17 protein-coding genes are annotated in these 15,004 nt (G+C 66.9%); 10 read left to right on the plus strand and 7 right to left on the minus strand.

Annotation, left to right across the window (positions count from 1 at the left end; genetic code table 11):
• Positions 1 to 28: 28 nt before the first annotated feature.
• Positions 29 to 940, plus strand: a complete 912-nt coding sequence (locus tag JAO74_RS14895) for an SPFH domain-containing protein (protein ID WP_233151034.1) — start codon at positions 29 to 31, stop codon at positions 938 to 940.
• Positions 940 to 1,140: a type II toxin-antitoxin system antitoxin gene (locus tag JAO74_RS14900; RefSeq protein WP_199039766.1), complete on the plus strand. Its 201-nt coding sequence runs from the start codon at positions 940 to 942 to the stop codon at positions 1,138 to 1,140. The genes JAO74_RS14895 and JAO74_RS14900 overlap by 1 nt, the downstream gene beginning before the upstream one ends.
• A gap of 106 nt (positions 1,141 to 1,246) precedes the next feature.
• Here the strand turns inward: JAO74_RS14900 and JAO74_RS14905 are convergent, their stop codons facing one another.
• Together JAO74_RS14905 and JAO74_RS14910 are read right to left on the minus strand one after the other, a co-directional pair.
• Positions 1,247 to 2,098: a S1/P1 nuclease gene (locus JAO74_RS14905; RefSeq protein ID WP_199039769.1), complete on the minus strand. Its 852-nt coding sequence runs from the start codon at positions 2,096 to 2,098 to the stop codon at positions 1,247 to 1,249.
• Positions 2,095 to 3,024, minus strand: coding sequence for an isoaspartyl peptidase/L-asparaginase family protein (locus tag JAO74_RS14910; RefSeq protein WP_199039771.1), 930 nt, complete (start codon positions 3,022 to 3,024; stop codon positions 2,095 to 2,097). The genes JAO74_RS14905 and JAO74_RS14910 overlap by 4 nt, the downstream gene beginning before the upstream one ends.
• A 104-nt stretch (positions 3,025 to 3,128) precedes the next feature.
• Here JAO74_RS14910 and ispG point away from each other — a divergent pair, with 104 nt between their 5' ends.
• The 4 genes from ispG to JAO74_RS14930 are packed head-to-tail and all read left to right on the plus strand — an operon-like array spanning position 3,129 to position 6,144.
• On the plus strand, positions 3,129 to 4,253 hold the full coding sequence (gene ispG / locus JAO74_RS14915; RefSeq protein WP_199039773.1) for a flavodoxin-dependent (E)-4-hydroxy-3-methylbut-2-enyl-diphosphate synthase: 1,125 nt from the start codon (positions 3,129 to 3,131) through the stop codon (positions 4,251 to 4,253).
• A 9-nt stretch (positions 4,254 to 4,262) separates the two neighbouring features.
• On the plus strand, positions 4,263 to 4,775 hold the full coding sequence (locus tag JAO74_RS14920; protein WP_199039775.1) for a hypothetical protein: 513 nt from the start codon (positions 4,263 to 4,265) through the stop codon (positions 4,773 to 4,775).
• Positions 4,772 to 5,254, plus strand: coding sequence for a GNAT family N-acetyltransferase (locus JAO74_RS14925; RefSeq protein WP_199039777.1), 483 nt, complete (start codon positions 4,772 to 4,774; stop codon positions 5,252 to 5,254). The genes JAO74_RS14920 and JAO74_RS14925 overlap by 4 nt, the downstream gene beginning before the upstream one ends.
• Positions 5,251 to 6,144, plus strand: a complete 894-nt coding sequence (locus JAO74_RS14930; protein WP_332908823.1) for a DMT family transporter — start codon at positions 5,251 to 5,253, stop codon at positions 6,142 to 6,144. Before JAO74_RS14925 ends, JAO74_RS14930 begins: the two co-directional genes overlap by 4 nt.
• 367 nt (positions 6,145 to 6,511) lie before the next feature.
• On the opposite strand, the gene ppa is transcribed toward JAO74_RS14930, so the two are convergent.
• The 3 genes from ppa to JAO74_RS14945 all read right to left on the minus strand — a co-directional run bounded on the left by ppa (position 6,512) and on the right by JAO74_RS14945 (position 9,783).
• Positions 6,512 to 7,093, minus strand: coding sequence for an inorganic diphosphatase (ppa, locus tag JAO74_RS14935; protein ID WP_199039779.1), 582 nt, complete (start codon positions 7,091 to 7,093; stop codon positions 6,512 to 6,514).
• Between the two features lie 27 nt (positions 7,094 to 7,120).
• Positions 7,121 to 9,052 (minus strand): M61 family metallopeptidase, encoded by a 1,932-nt coding sequence (locus JAO74_RS14940; protein ID WP_199039781.1) that lies wholly within the window; start codon positions 9,050 to 9,052, stop codon positions 7,121 to 7,123.
• A 65-nt stretch (positions 9,053 to 9,117) separates the two neighbouring features.
• Entirely contained in the window at positions 9,118 to 9,783 is a 666-nt protein-coding gene (locus tag JAO74_RS14945; RefSeq protein ID WP_199039783.1) for a DUF1345 domain-containing protein, read from the minus strand.
• Between the two features lie 50 nt (positions 9,784 to 9,833).
• Here JAO74_RS14945 and hisS point away from each other — a divergent pair, with 50 nt between their 5' ends.
• The 4 genes from hisS (at position 9,834) to JAO74_RS14965 (ending at position 14,394) form a co-directional block, all read left to right on the plus strand.
• Positions 9,834 to 11,165 (plus strand): histidine--tRNA ligase, encoded by a 1,332-nt coding sequence (gene hisS, locus JAO74_RS14950; protein WP_199039788.1) that lies wholly within the window; start codon positions 9,834 to 9,836, stop codon positions 11,163 to 11,165.
• A complete protein-coding gene (gene prfA / locus JAO74_RS14955; RefSeq protein ID WP_056532006.1) occupies positions 11,162 to 12,241 on the plus strand; it encodes a peptide chain release factor 1 in 1,080 nt (359 codons plus the stop codon). The genes hisS and prfA overlap by 4 nt, the downstream gene beginning before the upstream one ends.
• A gap of 1 nt (position 12,242) precedes the next feature.
• Complete coding sequence (prmC, locus tag JAO74_RS14960) at positions 12,243 to 13,055, plus strand: peptide chain release factor N(5)-glutamine methyltransferase (protein WP_199039878.1); 813 nt, start codon at positions 12,243 to 12,245, stop codon at positions 13,053 to 13,055.
• 262 nt (positions 13,056 to 13,317) lie between these two features.
• Entirely contained in the window at positions 13,318 to 14,394 is a 1,077-nt protein-coding gene (locus tag JAO74_RS14965) for a DUF4167 domain-containing protein (RefSeq protein ID WP_199039791.1), read from the plus strand.
• Between the two features lie 96 nt (positions 14,395 to 14,490).
• Here the strand turns inward: JAO74_RS14965 and JAO74_RS14970 are convergent, their stop codons facing one another.
• Both JAO74_RS14970 and JAO74_RS14975 read right to left on the minus strand, forming a co-directional pair.
• Positions 14,491 to 14,769, minus strand: coding sequence for a hypothetical protein (locus JAO74_RS14970; RefSeq protein ID WP_199039794.1), 279 nt, complete (start codon positions 14,767 to 14,769; stop codon positions 14,491 to 14,493).
• 31 nt (positions 14,770 to 14,800) lie between these two features.
• On the minus strand, positions 14,801 to 15,004 hold a 204-nt coding region (locus JAO74_RS14975; RefSeq protein WP_233151035.1), incomplete at its 5' end, for a hypothetical protein.

Genomic DNA, 15,004 nt, shown 5'->3' on the forward strand with positions numbered 1-15,004 from the left:
AAGTGATATCAGATTAAGGGAGGCAGAGATGGCAATCGTATCATCGAACGAACGACAGGCACTCACCCATTCGCGCGAATATGGCGCATCGACCTTCAGCGGGCTGGCGATGCTGGGCGCGCTTGCGCTGTTGATCCTGTTCGGGGCGTACGGCGTCTACAGCCTGGCCAGCGAGGCGTGGCCGCTGATTCTGTCGGTGGTGCCGATCGGATGCATGCTGGCGGCGCTGTTCATCGTCTGCGGTTTCTACATGCTGCAACCCAATCAGGCCGCGGCCATCACCCTGTTCGGTGCCTATCGTGGCACCGACCGGGTGGCGGGGCTGCGCTGGGTCCTGCCGTGGTTGATCCGTCGCACCATCTCTGTCCGGTCGAACAACGTCATCTCCGAACGCATCAAGGTCAACGATCTGCGTGGCAATCCGATCGAGATGGCGGCGCAGGTCGTCTGGCGCGTTACCGATACTGCGCAGGCGCTGTTCGATGTCGACGATTACAAGGCGTTCGTGAACGTCCAGATCGAGGCCGCCGTCCGCACCATCGGCTCGCGCTATCCCTATGACGATTACGAGCATCAGGAGATCACGTTGCGTGGCCATCACGATCAGGTCGGCGGCGAGCTGCGCACCGAACTGATCGCGCGACTGGTCGTGGCGGGGATCACCGTGGACGAATGCGGCTTCACGCATCTGGCCTATGCACAGGAGATCGCCGGGGCGATGCTCCGCCGGCAACAGGCGCAGGCGGTGGTCGCGGCGCGATCGACGCTGGTCGAGGGCGCGGTCGGCATGGTCGAGATGGCGCTGGCGCTGCTTAGTGAAAAGAACGTCGTCGAACTGGACGACGAACGGCGTGCGGCGATGGTATCGAACCTGATGGTCGTGCTCTGCGGCGAGCGCGATACGCAGCCGGTGGTCAACGCAGGGTCGCTGTACCAGTAATGTCGAGCGCGCCGCGTAAGTCCTTTCCGCTTCGTCTCGATCCGGCGCTGTATGCCGCGATCGAGCGGGCGGCGGCGGGCGATCTGCGCAGCGTCAATGCCGAGGTCGAATGCCTGTTGCGCGAGGCGCTGGCGCGGCGTGGCGTGAAGCTGGATGTCCCCGTGCCGGCCCGGCGCGGACGGCCACCGAAAGAGGAATGAGATGACCGTTCGCAAATTGATGTTCGGCCTGGCCGCCGCGATCGTCGTCCTGTCCTGCGCCGCGATGTCGGTCGCGGCGGCGCGGGCGCTGGGGTTCTTCTAGCGGCTATCCCAGCGACGCGTCGAGCAACCGCGCCAGTCGCAGACCGCCCTTCACCACCTCGTCGCGGGCCAGCGGGACCAGCCGGGCGATCGTCGCTTCGTCGAGCTTCAACCGCGCCGGGGTCGGTGCGCAGGGATCGCCGCCCATCGCCGCTTCATAGGCGATGCGGGCATCCCGCCAGCTTTCGCGGCTCCAGTCGGTGGTGGTGCCCGCCCCCAGCCGCCGGCGGACCGCCGCCGGGTATCGCTTCACCAGCGGCGGCGGCGTCGAGATCGCACGTTCCGCCAGCAGTCCGTCCCAGATCGAATGCAGGTTCAGTCGGAGCGGCGCATAGATGCCATAATCCGCCTTGGCGTCGTTGCCGCCCTTGTCCCCCTTGTCGCCAGCATGCAGCGGCTGGTGGAGATCGCCGACGAAGTGGACCAGGAACGCCAGCGCCATCGCCCGGTCCTTCGCGCTCGCCCGCCGGTTTTTCAGCACCGCCTGCTGCCGGTCGATCTGGGTCGACACGCAGTCGCCGTCCTTGCATGCCGGTTCCAGCGTGAAGGGCTGGCAGATGTTCACGTTCTGATAGTGCCAGCTATAGGCGTAGCCGAAGCGCGACTGGCCGGCGGCGTCCTTCAGCGGCTTGATGCAATCGGGCCAGATGCTCGCTGCCTCGATCGTCCGCGCCGGGCAGGTCGGCGTGTCGAGTTCCGCCTGCGCCGCCAGCACGCGGCGGATCGCCACCCGCGTCGCCGGCTTCACATTGGCCCAGGCGATCGCCGCGACCGTTTCATGGCCATATTCCCAATACGCAGATGCGGGCTGCGCGGTCATCAGCAGGGCGAGCGTAGCGAGCAGACGGCGGATCATGCCTCGTCACCATAGATCGCCACGACCGGTTCGCCGGCCGAGGTGATCGAGCCGCGATACATGCCCGGCGTGGCGAAGCTCCACACCGCCTCGCCGCCGGGACCGGTGACGATCACGCCGCCGGTGCCGCCGAGTGCCTTCACGCTGGCGATCACCGTGTCGGCGGCCTGTTGCAGCGATTCGCCCAGCATCCGCACCCGCGCGCCGATCTCGTGGCCGACGCTTTCGCGGATGAAGAATTCGCCCGATCCCGTCGCCGATACGGCCACGGAGCGATCGTCGGCATAGGTGCCGGCGCCGATCAGCGGCGAGTCGCCGACCCGGCCCCAGCGTTTGCCGGTCACGCCGCCGGTCGAGGTCGCGGCGGCGACGTGGCCGGCCATGTCGCACGCCACCGCGCCGACGGTGCCGTACTTCATATCGACGTCGAACCAGTCGTCATCCGCCTTCATCGATTCGAGTTGGTGGCGACGCGCCGGGATCACGAACCAGTCGTTATCGACCGGCTCGACCCCCTGTTCGGCGGCGAAGCGTTCGGCGCCAGCGCCGGCGAGCAGGACGTGCGGGCTGTGCTCCATCACTGCACGGGCCAGCGCCACCGGATGCCGCGCCGTGGTGACGCCCGCCACCGCGCCCGCGCGCCGGCCGGTGCCCTCCATGATCGCGGCGTCCAGCTCGACCCCGCCCTCGAACGTCAGCGCCGCGCCGTGGCCGGCGTTGAAGGCGGGATCGTCCTCCAGCACCTCGATCGCCGCCTGCACCGCATCGATTGCCGCGCCGCCGCCGGTCAGCACCGCGCCGCCGGCGTCCAGTGCGCGGGCGAGGGCGGCGCGGGCGGCGGCGTCCGCCTCCGCGCTCAGCGTCGATCGTTCGATGATGCCCGATCCGCCGTGGATCACCAGCGTCCAGTGTCGTTGGTCGGTCATTGTGGGTCAGGCTCCATGCGGTAACTGGCGCCGCGCCGGTAGCAGATCGGCGGCCGCTCGCCATGGTCTTCCTGTTGTCATCGTGGCGGCGTATAGGTTGCGCCATGTCCATTCGTCCGTGGCGCGACATCGTGCGCCGTCCGAGCCGCCAGATCATGGTCGGCAATGTCCCCGTCGGCGGTGACGCCCCCGTCACCGTCCAGACGATGACCAATACACCGACCGACGACGCGCGGGCGACGATCGACCAGATCCGTCGCTGCGAGGATGCTGGCGTCGACATCATCCGGGTGTCGTGCCCCGATGTGGAAAGCACCGCCGCGCTGAAGCAGATCGTCCGCGCGTCGCGCGTGCCGATCGTCGCCGACATCCATTTCCACTATAAGCGGGCGCTGGAAGCCGCCGATGCGGGCGCGGCGTGCCTGCGCATCAACCCCGGCAATATCGGGTCGTCGGCGCGAGTGAAGGAGGTCGTGAACGCGGCCAAGGCCAATGGCTGCGCGATCCGCATCGGCGTGAACGGCGGCAGCCTCGAAAAGCATCTGCTCGAAAAATATGGCGAGCCGTGCCCCGATGCGCTGGTCGAATCGGCGATGGATCACATCAAGCTGTTGCAGGATCATGATTTCCACGAGTTCAAGGTCGCGGTGAAGGCGTCCGACCTGTTCCTGGCGGTCGCGGCGTATCAGCAACTGGCCGAACAGGTCGATTGCCCGCTGCATCTGGGCATCACCGAGGCAGGCGGCTTCGTCGGCGGGACGGTGAAGAGCGCGATCGGGATGGGGTCGCTGTTGTGGTACGGCATCGGCGACACGATCCGCGTCTCGCTGTCGGCCGAGCCGGAAGAGGAGGTGCGCGTCGGCTTCGAGATCCTGAAGTCGCTGGGCATCCGCAACCGCGGTGTCCGCGTCGTGTCGTGCCCCAGCTGTGCGCGGCAGGGTTTCGACGTGATCCGCACCGTGCAGGCGCTGGAGGAGCGGTTGCAGCATATCCGCACACCGATGTCGCTGTCGGTGCTGGGTTGCGTGGTCAACGGCCCCGGCGAAGCGCGGGAAACCGATATCGGCATCACCGGCGGCGGCAATGGCAAGCACATGGTCTATCTGTCGGGCGTCACCGACCATCATGTCCAGGACGCCGACATGATCGAGCATATCGTGAAGCTGGTCGAGGCGAAGGCCGCCGAGATCGAAGCAGCGTCGGAGCCCGTCGCGGTGGCGGCGGAATAAGGGGGGGCAATGGGTTTTCAGATCAGTTGGCTGGCAGCGAGGGCGCCGAAGGCGACGCTGCTGGAGGCATTGCACCTGACCGACACGGGTGTACCGGACGAGGCGAACGAGGCGCCGTTTTCGGTCGCGGAGCTTTCCGGCGGCTGGTCGCTCATCTGGTCGAACGACGTGGAGTGGGCACTTCCGTCCCGCGTTCCGGTGCTGGTCACGCAGACTGCCGTGGTCGCGTTCATGGTATTCGAGGGCATCGACGCCTCGTTCGTCGACTATGCCGGTCCCGATGGAAACTGGTCCGTCAGTTATGGTCTGGAGGACGGGGGCGCATTGCATGGTGAATGGCCCCCGGCGCTGGCGCCCGTAGCGGCCGCGGCCAGCGGACCATTTGACGTGCCGGGCGATCTGGCGCGGGCGCTTACCGGCTACGCTTATAATCGAGCGGACGATGGAATTCGCTTCACGATCGCCGAGATTGAATCGGCGTCGGGGGCAGCGTCGGAGCCGGTCGCGGTGGCGGCGGAATGACGCTGGCGATCCGCCGGGTCGAACCCGGCGACGTGGTCGCGATCCTCGACCTGATCGTCGCGCTGGCGGTATACGAGCGTGAACCGGATGCGGTGCGGGCGACCGAGGCGTCGCTGCATGCCACGCTGTTCGGTCCGGCGGCGGAAGTCTTCGCGCATGTCGCCGAGATCGATGGCCGGGTCGAGGGCGTGGCGCTGTGGTTCCGAACCTATTCGACATGGACGGGACGGCCGAGCCTGTATCTGGAGGATCTGTTCGTGTCCGAGGCGGCGCGCGGCACCGGGGCGGGCAAGGCGTTGCTGACCGCGCTGGCGCAGGAAGCCAAGCGTCAGGATTGTGCGCGGATCGACTGGGCGGTGCTCGACTGGAACGACACGGCCAAGACCTTCTACAGCCATATCGGCGCCAAGCGGTCGGCCGGCTGGGAGCCGTGGCGGCTGGAAGGCGAGGCGCTGGACCGGCTGGCCGGCGAAGGGTGAGGCCGACACCGACCGTCGTCTTCGCGGTTGCGGCGCTGGGGATCGGCGTCTTTTCGGTCATGGATGCCGCGATGAAGGCGCTGGTGCTGGCGATCGGCGTGTACAACACGATGTTCTGGCGCGCGTTCGGCAATGTCGCGATCGGCGGGGCGTTGTGGAGCGTGGGGCCGCGCATCTGGCCCGATCGCCGGACGCTGGGGCTGCACCTCGCCAGAGGCGGCGTGACGACGGCGATGGCGCTGCTGTTCTTCTGGGGACTGGCGCGGGTGCCGATGACGCTGGGCGTGGCGATCGGTTACACCGCGCCGATCCTCGCGCTGGGGCTGGCGGTGCTGTTTTTGGGCGAGCGGGCCGGGTGGCGGGCGCTGGTCGCCGGGATCGCGGCACTGGCGGGGATCGCCATCATTCTGGCGGGGCAATCACGGAGTGCGCCGGCACCGGCGGCGTGGTGGGGATCGGTGGCGATCCTCGCATCAGCGGTGCTGTATGCGATCAACCTGATCCTTGCGCGCTTGCAGGCGCTGGCGGCCAAGCCGGTGGAGATCGCGCTGTTCCAGTCGGTCGTCGTGCTGGCGACGCTGGCGCTGGCGGCGCCGTGGCTGATGGTGGTGCCGCCGGTCGGGCTGGTTCCGTTGCTGGGACTCGCTGCCGTGCTGGGATCGATATCGATGCTGCTGCTCGGCTGGGCCTATGCGCGGGGCGAGGCGAGTTATCTGGCGGCGACCGAATATACCTCGTTCGTCTGGGCAGCAGCGCTGGGGTGGATCGTGTTCGGCGAGGCGGTGTCGATGTGGACGCTGGCGGGGGCCGGGGTGATCGTGGCGGCGTGCCTGTTCGCAGGCCGGCGGCGGGATATATTGGCGAGTGCGGAGGTCGGGGCGCAGGCCTGATTGGTTGCAGGTTTCGGGCGCGGAAAGTCCCGAAAGTCACACCTGCGCATACGCGTGTACGCGTGCGCGAGGGTTTGCGCGGTTCGGGGTGGGCGGACGATGGGAAAGAGCTGGGTTTGCTCTACCCGATTCTGTCGGGTGTAGGACAGGCGGGTTTCTGGCGCGCTTCTTCACCGTTTTCCCGCGAACGCGGGAATTCAGGGCCAGATGGAACGACGCTTCGTTGGTTGTGGCTCTGGGCTCCTGCTTTCGCAGGAGCACGGGGTGTGTTGCGGATGCCGGGTCCAGTTGGGCGAAGGGTCGTGATAACTCACTGCCGCCTTCCCAACTGGGCCCCGGCCTCCGCCGGGGAACATTTCTTCGGAGCTTATTCGCGGCCGAGGTCGGCGGCGTTGTCCATCGGTTCGTGGCCGGCGGCCTTGGCGTTCTCGTAGCGCTCGATCGCCTCCAGCGTGATGCGGCGGGCCTCGTCGGCGTCGCCCCACTTGCCGACGCGGACCCACTTCTTCTTTTCGAGGTCCTTGTAGTGCGTGAAGAAGTGTTCGATCTGCTCGAACACGATCTCCGGCACATCGGCGCGGCTGCCGACGTTCGAGTAATAGGGGAAGACCGAATCGGCGGGCACGCAGACGAGCTTTTCGTCGCCGCCGGCTTCGTCTTCCAGGTTCAGCACCGCGATCGGCCGGGCGCGGACGACGCAGCCGGGGATGAAGGGCGAGCGGGCGATGACGAGCGCGTCGAGCGGATCGCCATCGGGCGACAGCGTGTGCGGCACGAAGCCGTAATTCGCCGGATAGCGCATCGGCGTGTGCAGAATGCGATCGACGAACAGCGCGCCTGACGCCTTGTCGAATTCATACTTCACCGGTTCGCCGCCGGTCGGCACCTCGATGATGACGTTCAGGTCGTCGGGCGGGTTCACGCCGACGGGAATCAGATCAATACGCATATCTACCCCTTTTCGAATAATAACCGGTCACCGCGGCGCAAGCAGGCGATCGAGGCCCGTCTCGCCGGTGCCGGTCTTCTGCAGGCGCGGATAGCGGGGGCCGTCGTGATAGTCGATGACGACATCGCGGAAGCGTTCCCCATTCCGGACAAGCAGCCGGATCGGCTCCTTCGTGCCACGCGCGGCCAGGATCGCGGCCTTCAGCCGGTCGCCGCTGTAAGACTGGCCGTTCACGCCCTCGATCTGCGAACCGACATCGATTGAGGCGGTATAGGCGGGCGAATCCCAGATTGACGTGGTGACGGCGCCTTCCTTGTTGACGACGAGGCCCAGCGAATAGCTGACATCGGTGCCGCGCGTCCGCTCGGACTTGGTGAAATAGCTGGTCGGTTCGGTCGTGTAGATCAGGCTGTAGCCGTTCATCGCGAACCCTTGCGTCGGGGCGGGCTTGCCCGTCTCGGTCAGGCGCTGTTGCAAGAAGCCGGCCCAGTCATAGGGCAGGATGCGGTTCAACGTCGCGGCGACATCGGCGAAGGTGTACGTCACCTCGCCCCAGTCACCGTCGCGGATGCCGAAGAAGGCGCGGGCGAAATCGTCGATCGACTTCGTGCCGCCGGATTTCTGGCGGAGCATCGCATCGACCTCCATCCAGACCATCAGCCCTTCATTGTAATAATCCTCCGACCGTTGCCAGCTGGTCCAGCCCTTGGGCTTGCGGGCCGAGATGATCGGATCGTTGGTGGTGTCGATCAGCGGCCGCCACTGGCGACCACGGGCCGCGTCGTAGATCGCGATCGTCGCGGCATAGGCGTCGAGCGTATCCTGTTTCGACACGAGGCCGGAGCGGGCCTGCAGCACATAGCCCCAGAACTGGGTCTGGCCCTCGTACACCCACAGCAGCGAGTTGCGCATGGGCGTGCGGAAATCGGGCGTCCACAGGTCGGCGCCACGGCGGAACTTGCCGTCCCAGCTATGCGTGAATTCGTGCGGCAACAGGTTACGGCGGGTGACGCTGTTTTCCCAGTCGATGAAATAGCCGGGGTTCACGCCGTTTTCGGAACTGCGATGATGTTCCAGTCCGATGCCGCCCAGCTGATCGGTGATCGACAGCAGGAATTCATATTTGTCGTAATGCTGCGCGCCGAAGGTCTTCACCGCCTGATCGACCAGCCGCTTGTGCGCGTCGATCTGTTCGGGGGTGGCGGCCAGTTCCTTCGGATCGTCGGCGAAGACGTTCAGGTTCACGCGCGGGGTCAGCGCCCAGGTCTTGCCGTACTTGCCGGCGAGGACGGGCGAATCGACAAGGATCTCATAGTTCGTCGTGTCGTAGGTATAGGTCGATCCCGACATCTTGGCCGGCAATGCGCCGGCGGCGGTCCAGCCGGTCGGGAACCGCGCGGTCATGCGGATCGGAATGCGGCGGGTGTAATAGCCGGCCGGATACAGGCTGACCGAATTGGGTTGCAGGCTGACCATCGTCGGGGTCACGGCGATGCGGCCCTGATCGGCTTTGGTCGCCGACAGGAACTGGAACTGCACGTCCAGCGACTTGGCGCCTGACGGCACGTCGATGTGGAAGGCGAACACGTCGACCGGATCGCGCGTCCACGGCACGATGCGGCCACTGGCGCGGATGACGAGGCCGGCGAGCTTTTCGATCTCGCCGCGCGGCGAATGCGCGCCGGGCAGCCATTTCGGGAACAGCAGCGTCATCGCCCCGGCTTGTGCCACCGGGATCGTCTCCTTCACGCGCAGGATGCCGCGTTCGGTGTCCGTCGCATCCACGTCGAGCTGGATCGTGCCGGGATAGGCGATGTCGCGCGCCGCCGGGATGGTATCGACGATCGGCACCGGTTGCGGCGCGGTGTTGCCGGCGGGGACTTGCGCGGCGAGGGGGGCGGCAAGGGGGATGGCGAGAGCGGACGACAACAGGCAGGCGACGACTGGCTTGACGGTCATGAAGAACCCTTATGGATGGGGATGGTCGCAGGTTTAGGCGGGCGAAAGGTCAGCCGTCCAGTCCTTTAGCCGCCGCCGCCGAGGACGTTGATGGTGAACGCCAGCACGCCGATGTTGAACACGAAGGCGGCCATGCTCTGGCCCAGCACCACGCGGCGGATGCGGCGGTTGCCGATCTCGACGTCCGACGTCTGGAACGTCATGCCGAGCGTGAAGCTGAAATAGGCGAAATCCCAGTAATCGGGCGTGCCGTCACCGGGGAAGCCCAGCCCGCCCTCGTCCTTGCCGTCGTCGCCTTCCGAATAATAGAGATGGGCGTAGTGGAGCGCGTAGATGGTGTTCGAGAACAGCCAGGCGAGCACCAGCGTGCTGACGACGAGGACGATCGACAGGGTGTCGTTGCGCCCCTTCAGCTCGCCGGCCACCGCGACGAGGATGACGATCATCGTGACGCCGGTGAAGCCGAGCAGGACGGCGCGGTTTGCGTCGTTCAACCGCGCGGCGGCGCGCATCCGGGCGGCCTCGCCATGCCCCAGCAGCGTGGCGATCGAGATCAGGAACACGGTCGCGCCGATATCGAACGCGGCCATGATGCCCCGCCCGCGCCCCAGCCAGGGGATGCACGCGGCCAGCGCGGCGAGGAAGACGATCACGAACAGGACGAAGCGCGGTGGCGCCACGCGTTGTCCCAGACCCCACCACACCGATTGCGTTTCGAGCTTGTGCGCCATGTGTGGGCGCTAGCGCTTGTCCGTCCGCTCGCCTAGATAGCCGCGCTCTTATGGCCCGTATCCAGACCCCCCATCGCGTGCGCGGCACGCAGGACATCTTCGGCGACGAACAGCGGCGTTTCGCGCATGTGCTGGCGACGTTCGAGCGCGTGCGTGCGCTGTATTGCTTCCAGCGCGTCGACATTCCCGTGTTCGAGGCGACCGAGGTGTTCGCCCGGTCGATCGGCGAGACGACGGATGTGGTGTCGAAGGAGATGTACTCCTTCCCCGATCGCGGCGGTGATTCGCTGACGCTTCGCCCCGAATTCACCGCCGGGCTGGCACGCGCGTACCTGACCGAGGGGTGGCAGCAATATGCGCCGCTGAAGCTGGCAACGAGTGGCGCGGTGTTCCGGTACGAGCGGCCGCAAAAGGGGCGGTATCGTCAGTTCCACCAGATCGACGCCGAGGTGATCGGCGCGCCCGAGCCGGCGGCGGATGTGGAATTGCTGGTGCTGGCGGACCAGTTGTTGCGCGAACTGGGCATTGAGGGCGTGACGCTCCAGCTGAATACGCTGGGCGATGCGGAGACTCGCGATGCGTGGCGCGAGGCGCTGGTCGCGCATTTCGAGGCGCACCGGGCGGACCTGTCCGAAGACAGCCTGACGCGGCTGGCGAAGAACCCGCTGCGCATCCTAGATTCGAAGGACCCGCGCGATCGGCCGGCGGCGGATTCGGCGCCGGACATCGATGCGTATCTGACCGTGGAGGCGCGGGCGTTCTTCGATGCGGTGACGGCTGGACTGGATGCGGCGGGGGTGGCGTGGGTGCGCAATCCGCGGCTGGTGCGGGGACTGGATTATTACCGGCATACCGCGTTCGAATTCGTCACCGACCGGTTGGGGTCGCAGGGCACCGTGCTGGCGGGCGGGCGCTATGACGGGCTGATCGAGTCGCTGGGCGGGCCGGCGACGGCTGGCGTCGGCTGGGCGGCGGGGGTCGAGCGGTTGGCGATGCTGGTGCCTGAGGTTGAGGCGTCTCGGCCCAGTGTCACTGTGATTCCTGAAACGGCGGCGGCTGAAATGATAGCGACGCAGATGCTTGCTGTGCTTCGACGTGCTGGACTTAGCGCCGACATGGCTTTCCGAGGCAAAGCGAAAAAGCGATTTGAAGAGGCTTCTAGGGTAAAGTCCGGTGGACGGGTAATCGTTGCTTGTGACCAGTTTGGACCCGATCAGCTTGGTCATGCAGGTGTGTCGGTTCGGGCAAATCATGAGCACGAACTGGGTGATGCCCACGTCGCGACGATAATTGCCGTGCTTGAACGAAATTTTCGTGTCAGCAAATCTTGGGAGACACCGCGAGGTGCTCAGCTAGATGTCGTCGTAAGTCCTTTGGCATGACCCCCATTTCCCCAGACCGCATCCGCGCGATCGAGGCGCGGCGGGATGAACTCGCGGCGCAGATGGCGACCGGCGATCTGCCCGGCGATCGCTTCGTGGCGGTGTCGAAGGAATATGCCGAGCTGGAACCCGTGGCGCAGGCGGCGGGCGAGGTGCGGCGGCTGCGGGCGGAGGCGGAGAGCTTGGCCTATATGGCCGAGGATAATGGCGACGAGGAACTGCGGCAGATGGCCGCCGACGAACTGCGCGACAACAAGGCCGCGCTCGATGCCGCGCATCATCGCCTGGCGCTCGCGCTGTTGCCGCGCGATGCGGCAGACGAACGCGCGGCGATGCTCGAAATCCGCGCCGGCACCGGCGGCGACGAGGCGGCGCTGTTCGCGGGCGACCTGTTCCGCATGTACCAGCGCTATGCCGACGGGCAGGGATGGCGCGTCGAGATGATCTCGGCCAGCTCGTCGGACGCGGGCGGCTTCAAGGAAGTCGTCGCGTCGGTGACGGGGCAGGGCGTGTTCGCGAAGCTGAAGTTCGAATCGGGCGTCCACCGCGTGCAACGGGTGCCGGCGACCGAGGCGGGCGGGCGCATCCACACCTCCGCCGCGACCGTCGCGGTGCTGCCGGAGGCGGAGGAGGTCGATGTGAAGATCGACGAGGCGCGCGACCTGCGCATCGACGTCTATCGCTCGTCCGGCCCCGGCGGCCAGTCGGTCAATACCACCGACAGCGCGGTCCGCATCACGCATCTGCCCACCGGGCTGGTCGTGATCCAGCAGGACGAGAAATCGCAGCACAAGAACAAGGCCAAGGCGCTGAAGGTGCTGCGGACGCGGCTGTACGAGGCGGAGCGCGAGCGGCTGGCGTCCGAACGGTCCGGCACGCGCAAGGCGATGGTGGGATCGGGCGACCGGTCGGAGCGGATTCGCACCTATAACTTCCCGCAGGGGCGGGTGACGGATCATCGCATCAACCTGACGCTGCATCGCCTGCCCGAGATTCTGGTCGGCGAGATGGACGAGCTGATCGGCGCGCTGATCGCCGAGGACGAGGCGGAGCGGCTGGCGAGCCTCGATGGCTGAGATGCCGCGCGGCGCGGTGCGGGCGGCGCTGGCCGGGGCGGCGGCGCGATTCGGGTTTTCGGATACGCCACGGCTCGATGCCGAACTGCTGCTGGCGCATGCGCTGGGGATCGACCGGTCGGCATTGCTGCTGGATATGGAACGGTCGGTGCCGGCGGACTTCGCGGCGCTGGTCGAGCGGCGGGCGGGGCATGAACCCGTCGCCTATATCACCGGCGTGCGGGGGTTCTGGACGCTGGATCTGGCGGTCGGCCCCGGCGCGCTGGTACCGCGTGCGGACAGCGAGACGGTGATCGCCGCGGCGCTGGCGCATTTCGCGGGGCGACCGCCGGCCAGCGTACTCGATCTGGGCACCGGGCCGGGGACGTTGCTGCTGGCGCTGCTCGACGAATGGCCGGCGGCGCGGGGGCTGGGGATCGATCGGTCGGCGGCGGCGCTGGCCTATGCCCGGCGGAACGCGCGGGGCTTCGGGGGTCGGGTCGCGCTGGTGCAGGGCGACTGGACGGCGGCGGTGGCGGGTCGGTTCGACCTGATCGTCGCCAATCCGCCCTATATCGCCACCGACGAGACCCTGCCGCCCGAGGTGGCGGCGCATGAGCCGGTGTCGGCGCTGTATGCCGGCGCGGACGGGCTGGACGATTACCGGCGGCTGGTGCCGGCGTTGCCCGGCCTGCTGGCGCCGGGTGGCGCGGTGGTGCTGGAGATCGGCTGGACGCAGGCGCAGGCGGTGGGCGATCTGCTGCGCGCGGCGGGGCTGGGCGTGACGGAACACCGCGATCTGGGCGGCCGGTCGCGGGCGTTGCTGGCCAGCTAAGCGGGCTTTTGCCTTGAAGTGGTACGCGTTGCGTCCATATTTCGCTTGTCGGACGGGTTGCTCCCCCGCTATGAGCAGGTCGGGGCACACGATCTTCGATGATAGTCCAGGATCGCACGGCGACCCGCACCCATCGTCATGACGTCGCATTTCGCGGCTGTGGCAGGCCCGGCGGCGCGTCGGCCAAGGTGTCATGCGGCGATGTCAGCCATGGGGGCCGTGCCCGGGAGCCCGTTTCAGCGTTGGGACAAGGACAACAAGCTTGATCAACAATCGGCAGCAACAGGCTGGCCGTCGTCGTGGTCGCGGCGGCAATGGTAGTGGTGGTACCGGCAATACGGGCGGCCCGCGTCAGGGTGGCCAGGGACGTCCCGACAACGGCAATCGCATCGACAACCGTGCCCGCGGCAATGCGAACCAGTTGTACGAGAAGTACAAGAATCTGGCCGCCGACGCACAGCGTCAGGGCGACCGGGTGAACACCGAATATTATCACCAGTTCGCGGACCATTATTTTCGGGTGCTGAGCGATCAGCGCGGTCGCTTCGAAGAGCAGCAGCCGCGTCGTCAGCAGTCCGATTTCGACATGGATGGCGACGACGATTACGGCGACGAGGGCGAACCGATCCGCGCCGGCGAGCAGGGTGAGGCCGCCCGGCAGGAGCGCAACCGCGACGGCAATCGCGATGATCGTCCGCGCAACGAACGAATCCGTGAGGATCGGCCACGCGAGGATCGTCAGCAGGGCGATGATCGCCAGCGCGACGCACGCCCCCGCAACGAATCGCGTCAGGACGGCAATCGCAACGATGCGCCCCGTTATGAGGGTCAGCGCAACGAAGGCCAGCGTAATGAGGGGCCGCGCAACGACGGCCAACGTAATGAGGCCGTCCGAAACGACGGCCAGCGTTACGATGCGCCGCGCAACGACGGCGAGCGTCCGCGCCGCTGGGAGCGTGAGGATCGCGCGCCACGTCAGGCCGAACAGGCGCCCGAACCCCGCGTAGAGGTGGAGGTCGCCGGCCAGCATCGTGCCGATCCGGTCGCGTCGGGCGAGAATCTGCAGGAGCGGGCCGAGGCGGTACTGGAAGCGGATGCGCCGCAGCCCCGTCGTCGTGGCCGTCCCCGGCGCGATGCGCAGCCGGTGCAGCCCGATGTTCAGGATGCCGCCCAGGTCGATGCCGCGCCGATGGTCGAGAGCAACGGCGTCGATGCGGATCGCCTGCCCCCGTCGCTCGGGATCGCCGCCGCCAATGATGCCGATGCCAGCGGCGAGGCGCCGAAGCCACGCCGCCGTCGTATCCGGACAGTGACGCCGGACGAAGTCGGCGCCGGCTGACTGACACGCCCGTTGCCAAACGGGCATCGCTGAAACGGGAGGGGCCGGCATCGCATCGATGCCGGCCCTTTTTGTTTGCGGGTTCGACAGGGCCGCTCAGTCGATGCGCTCGACATCCTCGTCATGGCCCGACCCCGAACTCAGGAAGACGAGGCCCATCAACAGGCCGGCGAGCATCACCGATCCGCCGACGCCACCGATCACCGCGGCCATGGTGACGAGATGAAGCGGCCCCTGGATATGCGCCATCGCAACGATGACGGCACTGGCGCAGATCGCCGCCACGACGGTCATCCAGCTGAGCAGATGTCGAAACCGGCCCCAGGCGAAGCGCGCATAATCGAGGTCGTCCAATCCGGCGGGGGGCTGGGTCATGGTGACAGCATGAAACCGAATCGTGATTCGCTCAAGCGGTGGTGATTCGGCCGGGTTTTTCGATGGCGGGACGATGCGGTATCAATTGGTATCCATTGGCAAGCACCTGATGAATCACCGGTTTTTCATATTTTTTACGCAAAACGGTCACAACCTCATTGACGCCCTCCATCTCCATCCGTAGAGGGGTGTCACCGCAGCGGCGCCGCTTACGAGCAGGTGTTGGGGTGGTCAG

Source organism: Sphingomonas mollis (assembly GCF_016427505.1).
Lineage (GTDB): Bacteria > Pseudomonadota > Alphaproteobacteria > Sphingomonadales > Sphingomonadaceae > Sphingomonas > Sphingomonas mollis.

Bases quoted from the DNA above. Each gene is read 5' to 3' on its own strand.
- JAO74_RS14910 (WP_199039771.1), bottom strand. From the start codon at position 3,024: ATGACCGACCAACGACACTGGACGCTGGTGATCCACGGCGGATCGGGC.
- prmC (WP_199039878.1), top strand. From the start codon at position 12,243: ATGCCGCGCGGCGCGGTGCGGGCGGCGCTGGCCGGGGCGGCGGCGCGA.
- ispG (WP_199039773.1), top strand. From the start codon at position 3,129: ATGTCCATTCGTCCGTGGCGCGACATCGTGCGCCGTCCGAGCCGCCAG.
- JAO74_RS14900 (WP_199039766.1), top strand. From the start codon at position 940: ATGTCGAGCGCGCCGCGTAAGTCCTTTCCGCTTCGTCTCGATCCGGCG.
- hisS (WP_199039788.1), top strand. From the start codon at position 9,834: ATGGCCCGTATCCAGACCCCCCATCGCGTGCGCGGCACGCAGGACATC.
- JAO74_RS14970 (WP_199039794.1), bottom strand. From the start codon at position 14,769: ATGACCCAGCCCCCCGCCGGATTGGACGACCTCGATTATGCGCGCTTC.
- ppa (WP_199039779.1), bottom strand. From the start codon at position 7,093: ATGCGTATTGATCTGATTCCCGTCGGCGTGAACCCGCCCGACGACCTG.
- JAO74_RS14940 (WP_199039781.1), bottom strand. From the start codon at position 9,052: ATGACCGTCAAGCCAGTCGTCGCCTGCCTGTTGTCGTCCGCTCTCGCC.
- JAO74_RS14895 (WP_233151034.1), top strand. From the start codon at position 29: ATGGCAATCGTATCATCGAACGAACGACAGGCACTCACCCATTCGCGC.
- prfA (WP_056532006.1), top strand. From the start codon at position 11,162: ATGACCCCCATTTCCCCAGACCGCATCCGCGCGATCGAGGCGCGGCGG.
- JAO74_RS14945 (WP_199039783.1), bottom strand. From the start codon at position 9,783: ATGGCGCACAAGCTCGAAACGCAATCGGTGTGGTGGGGTCTGGGACAA.
- JAO74_RS14925 (WP_199039777.1), top strand. From the start codon at position 4,772: ATGACGCTGGCGATCCGCCGGGTCGAACCCGGCGACGTGGTCGCGATC.
- JAO74_RS14905 (WP_199039769.1), bottom strand. From the start codon at position 2,098: ATGATCCGCCGTCTGCTCGCTACGCTCGCCCTGCTGATGACCGCGCAG.
- JAO74_RS14920 (WP_199039775.1), top strand. From the start codon at position 4,263: ATGGGTTTTCAGATCAGTTGGCTGGCAGCGAGGGCGCCGAAGGCGACG.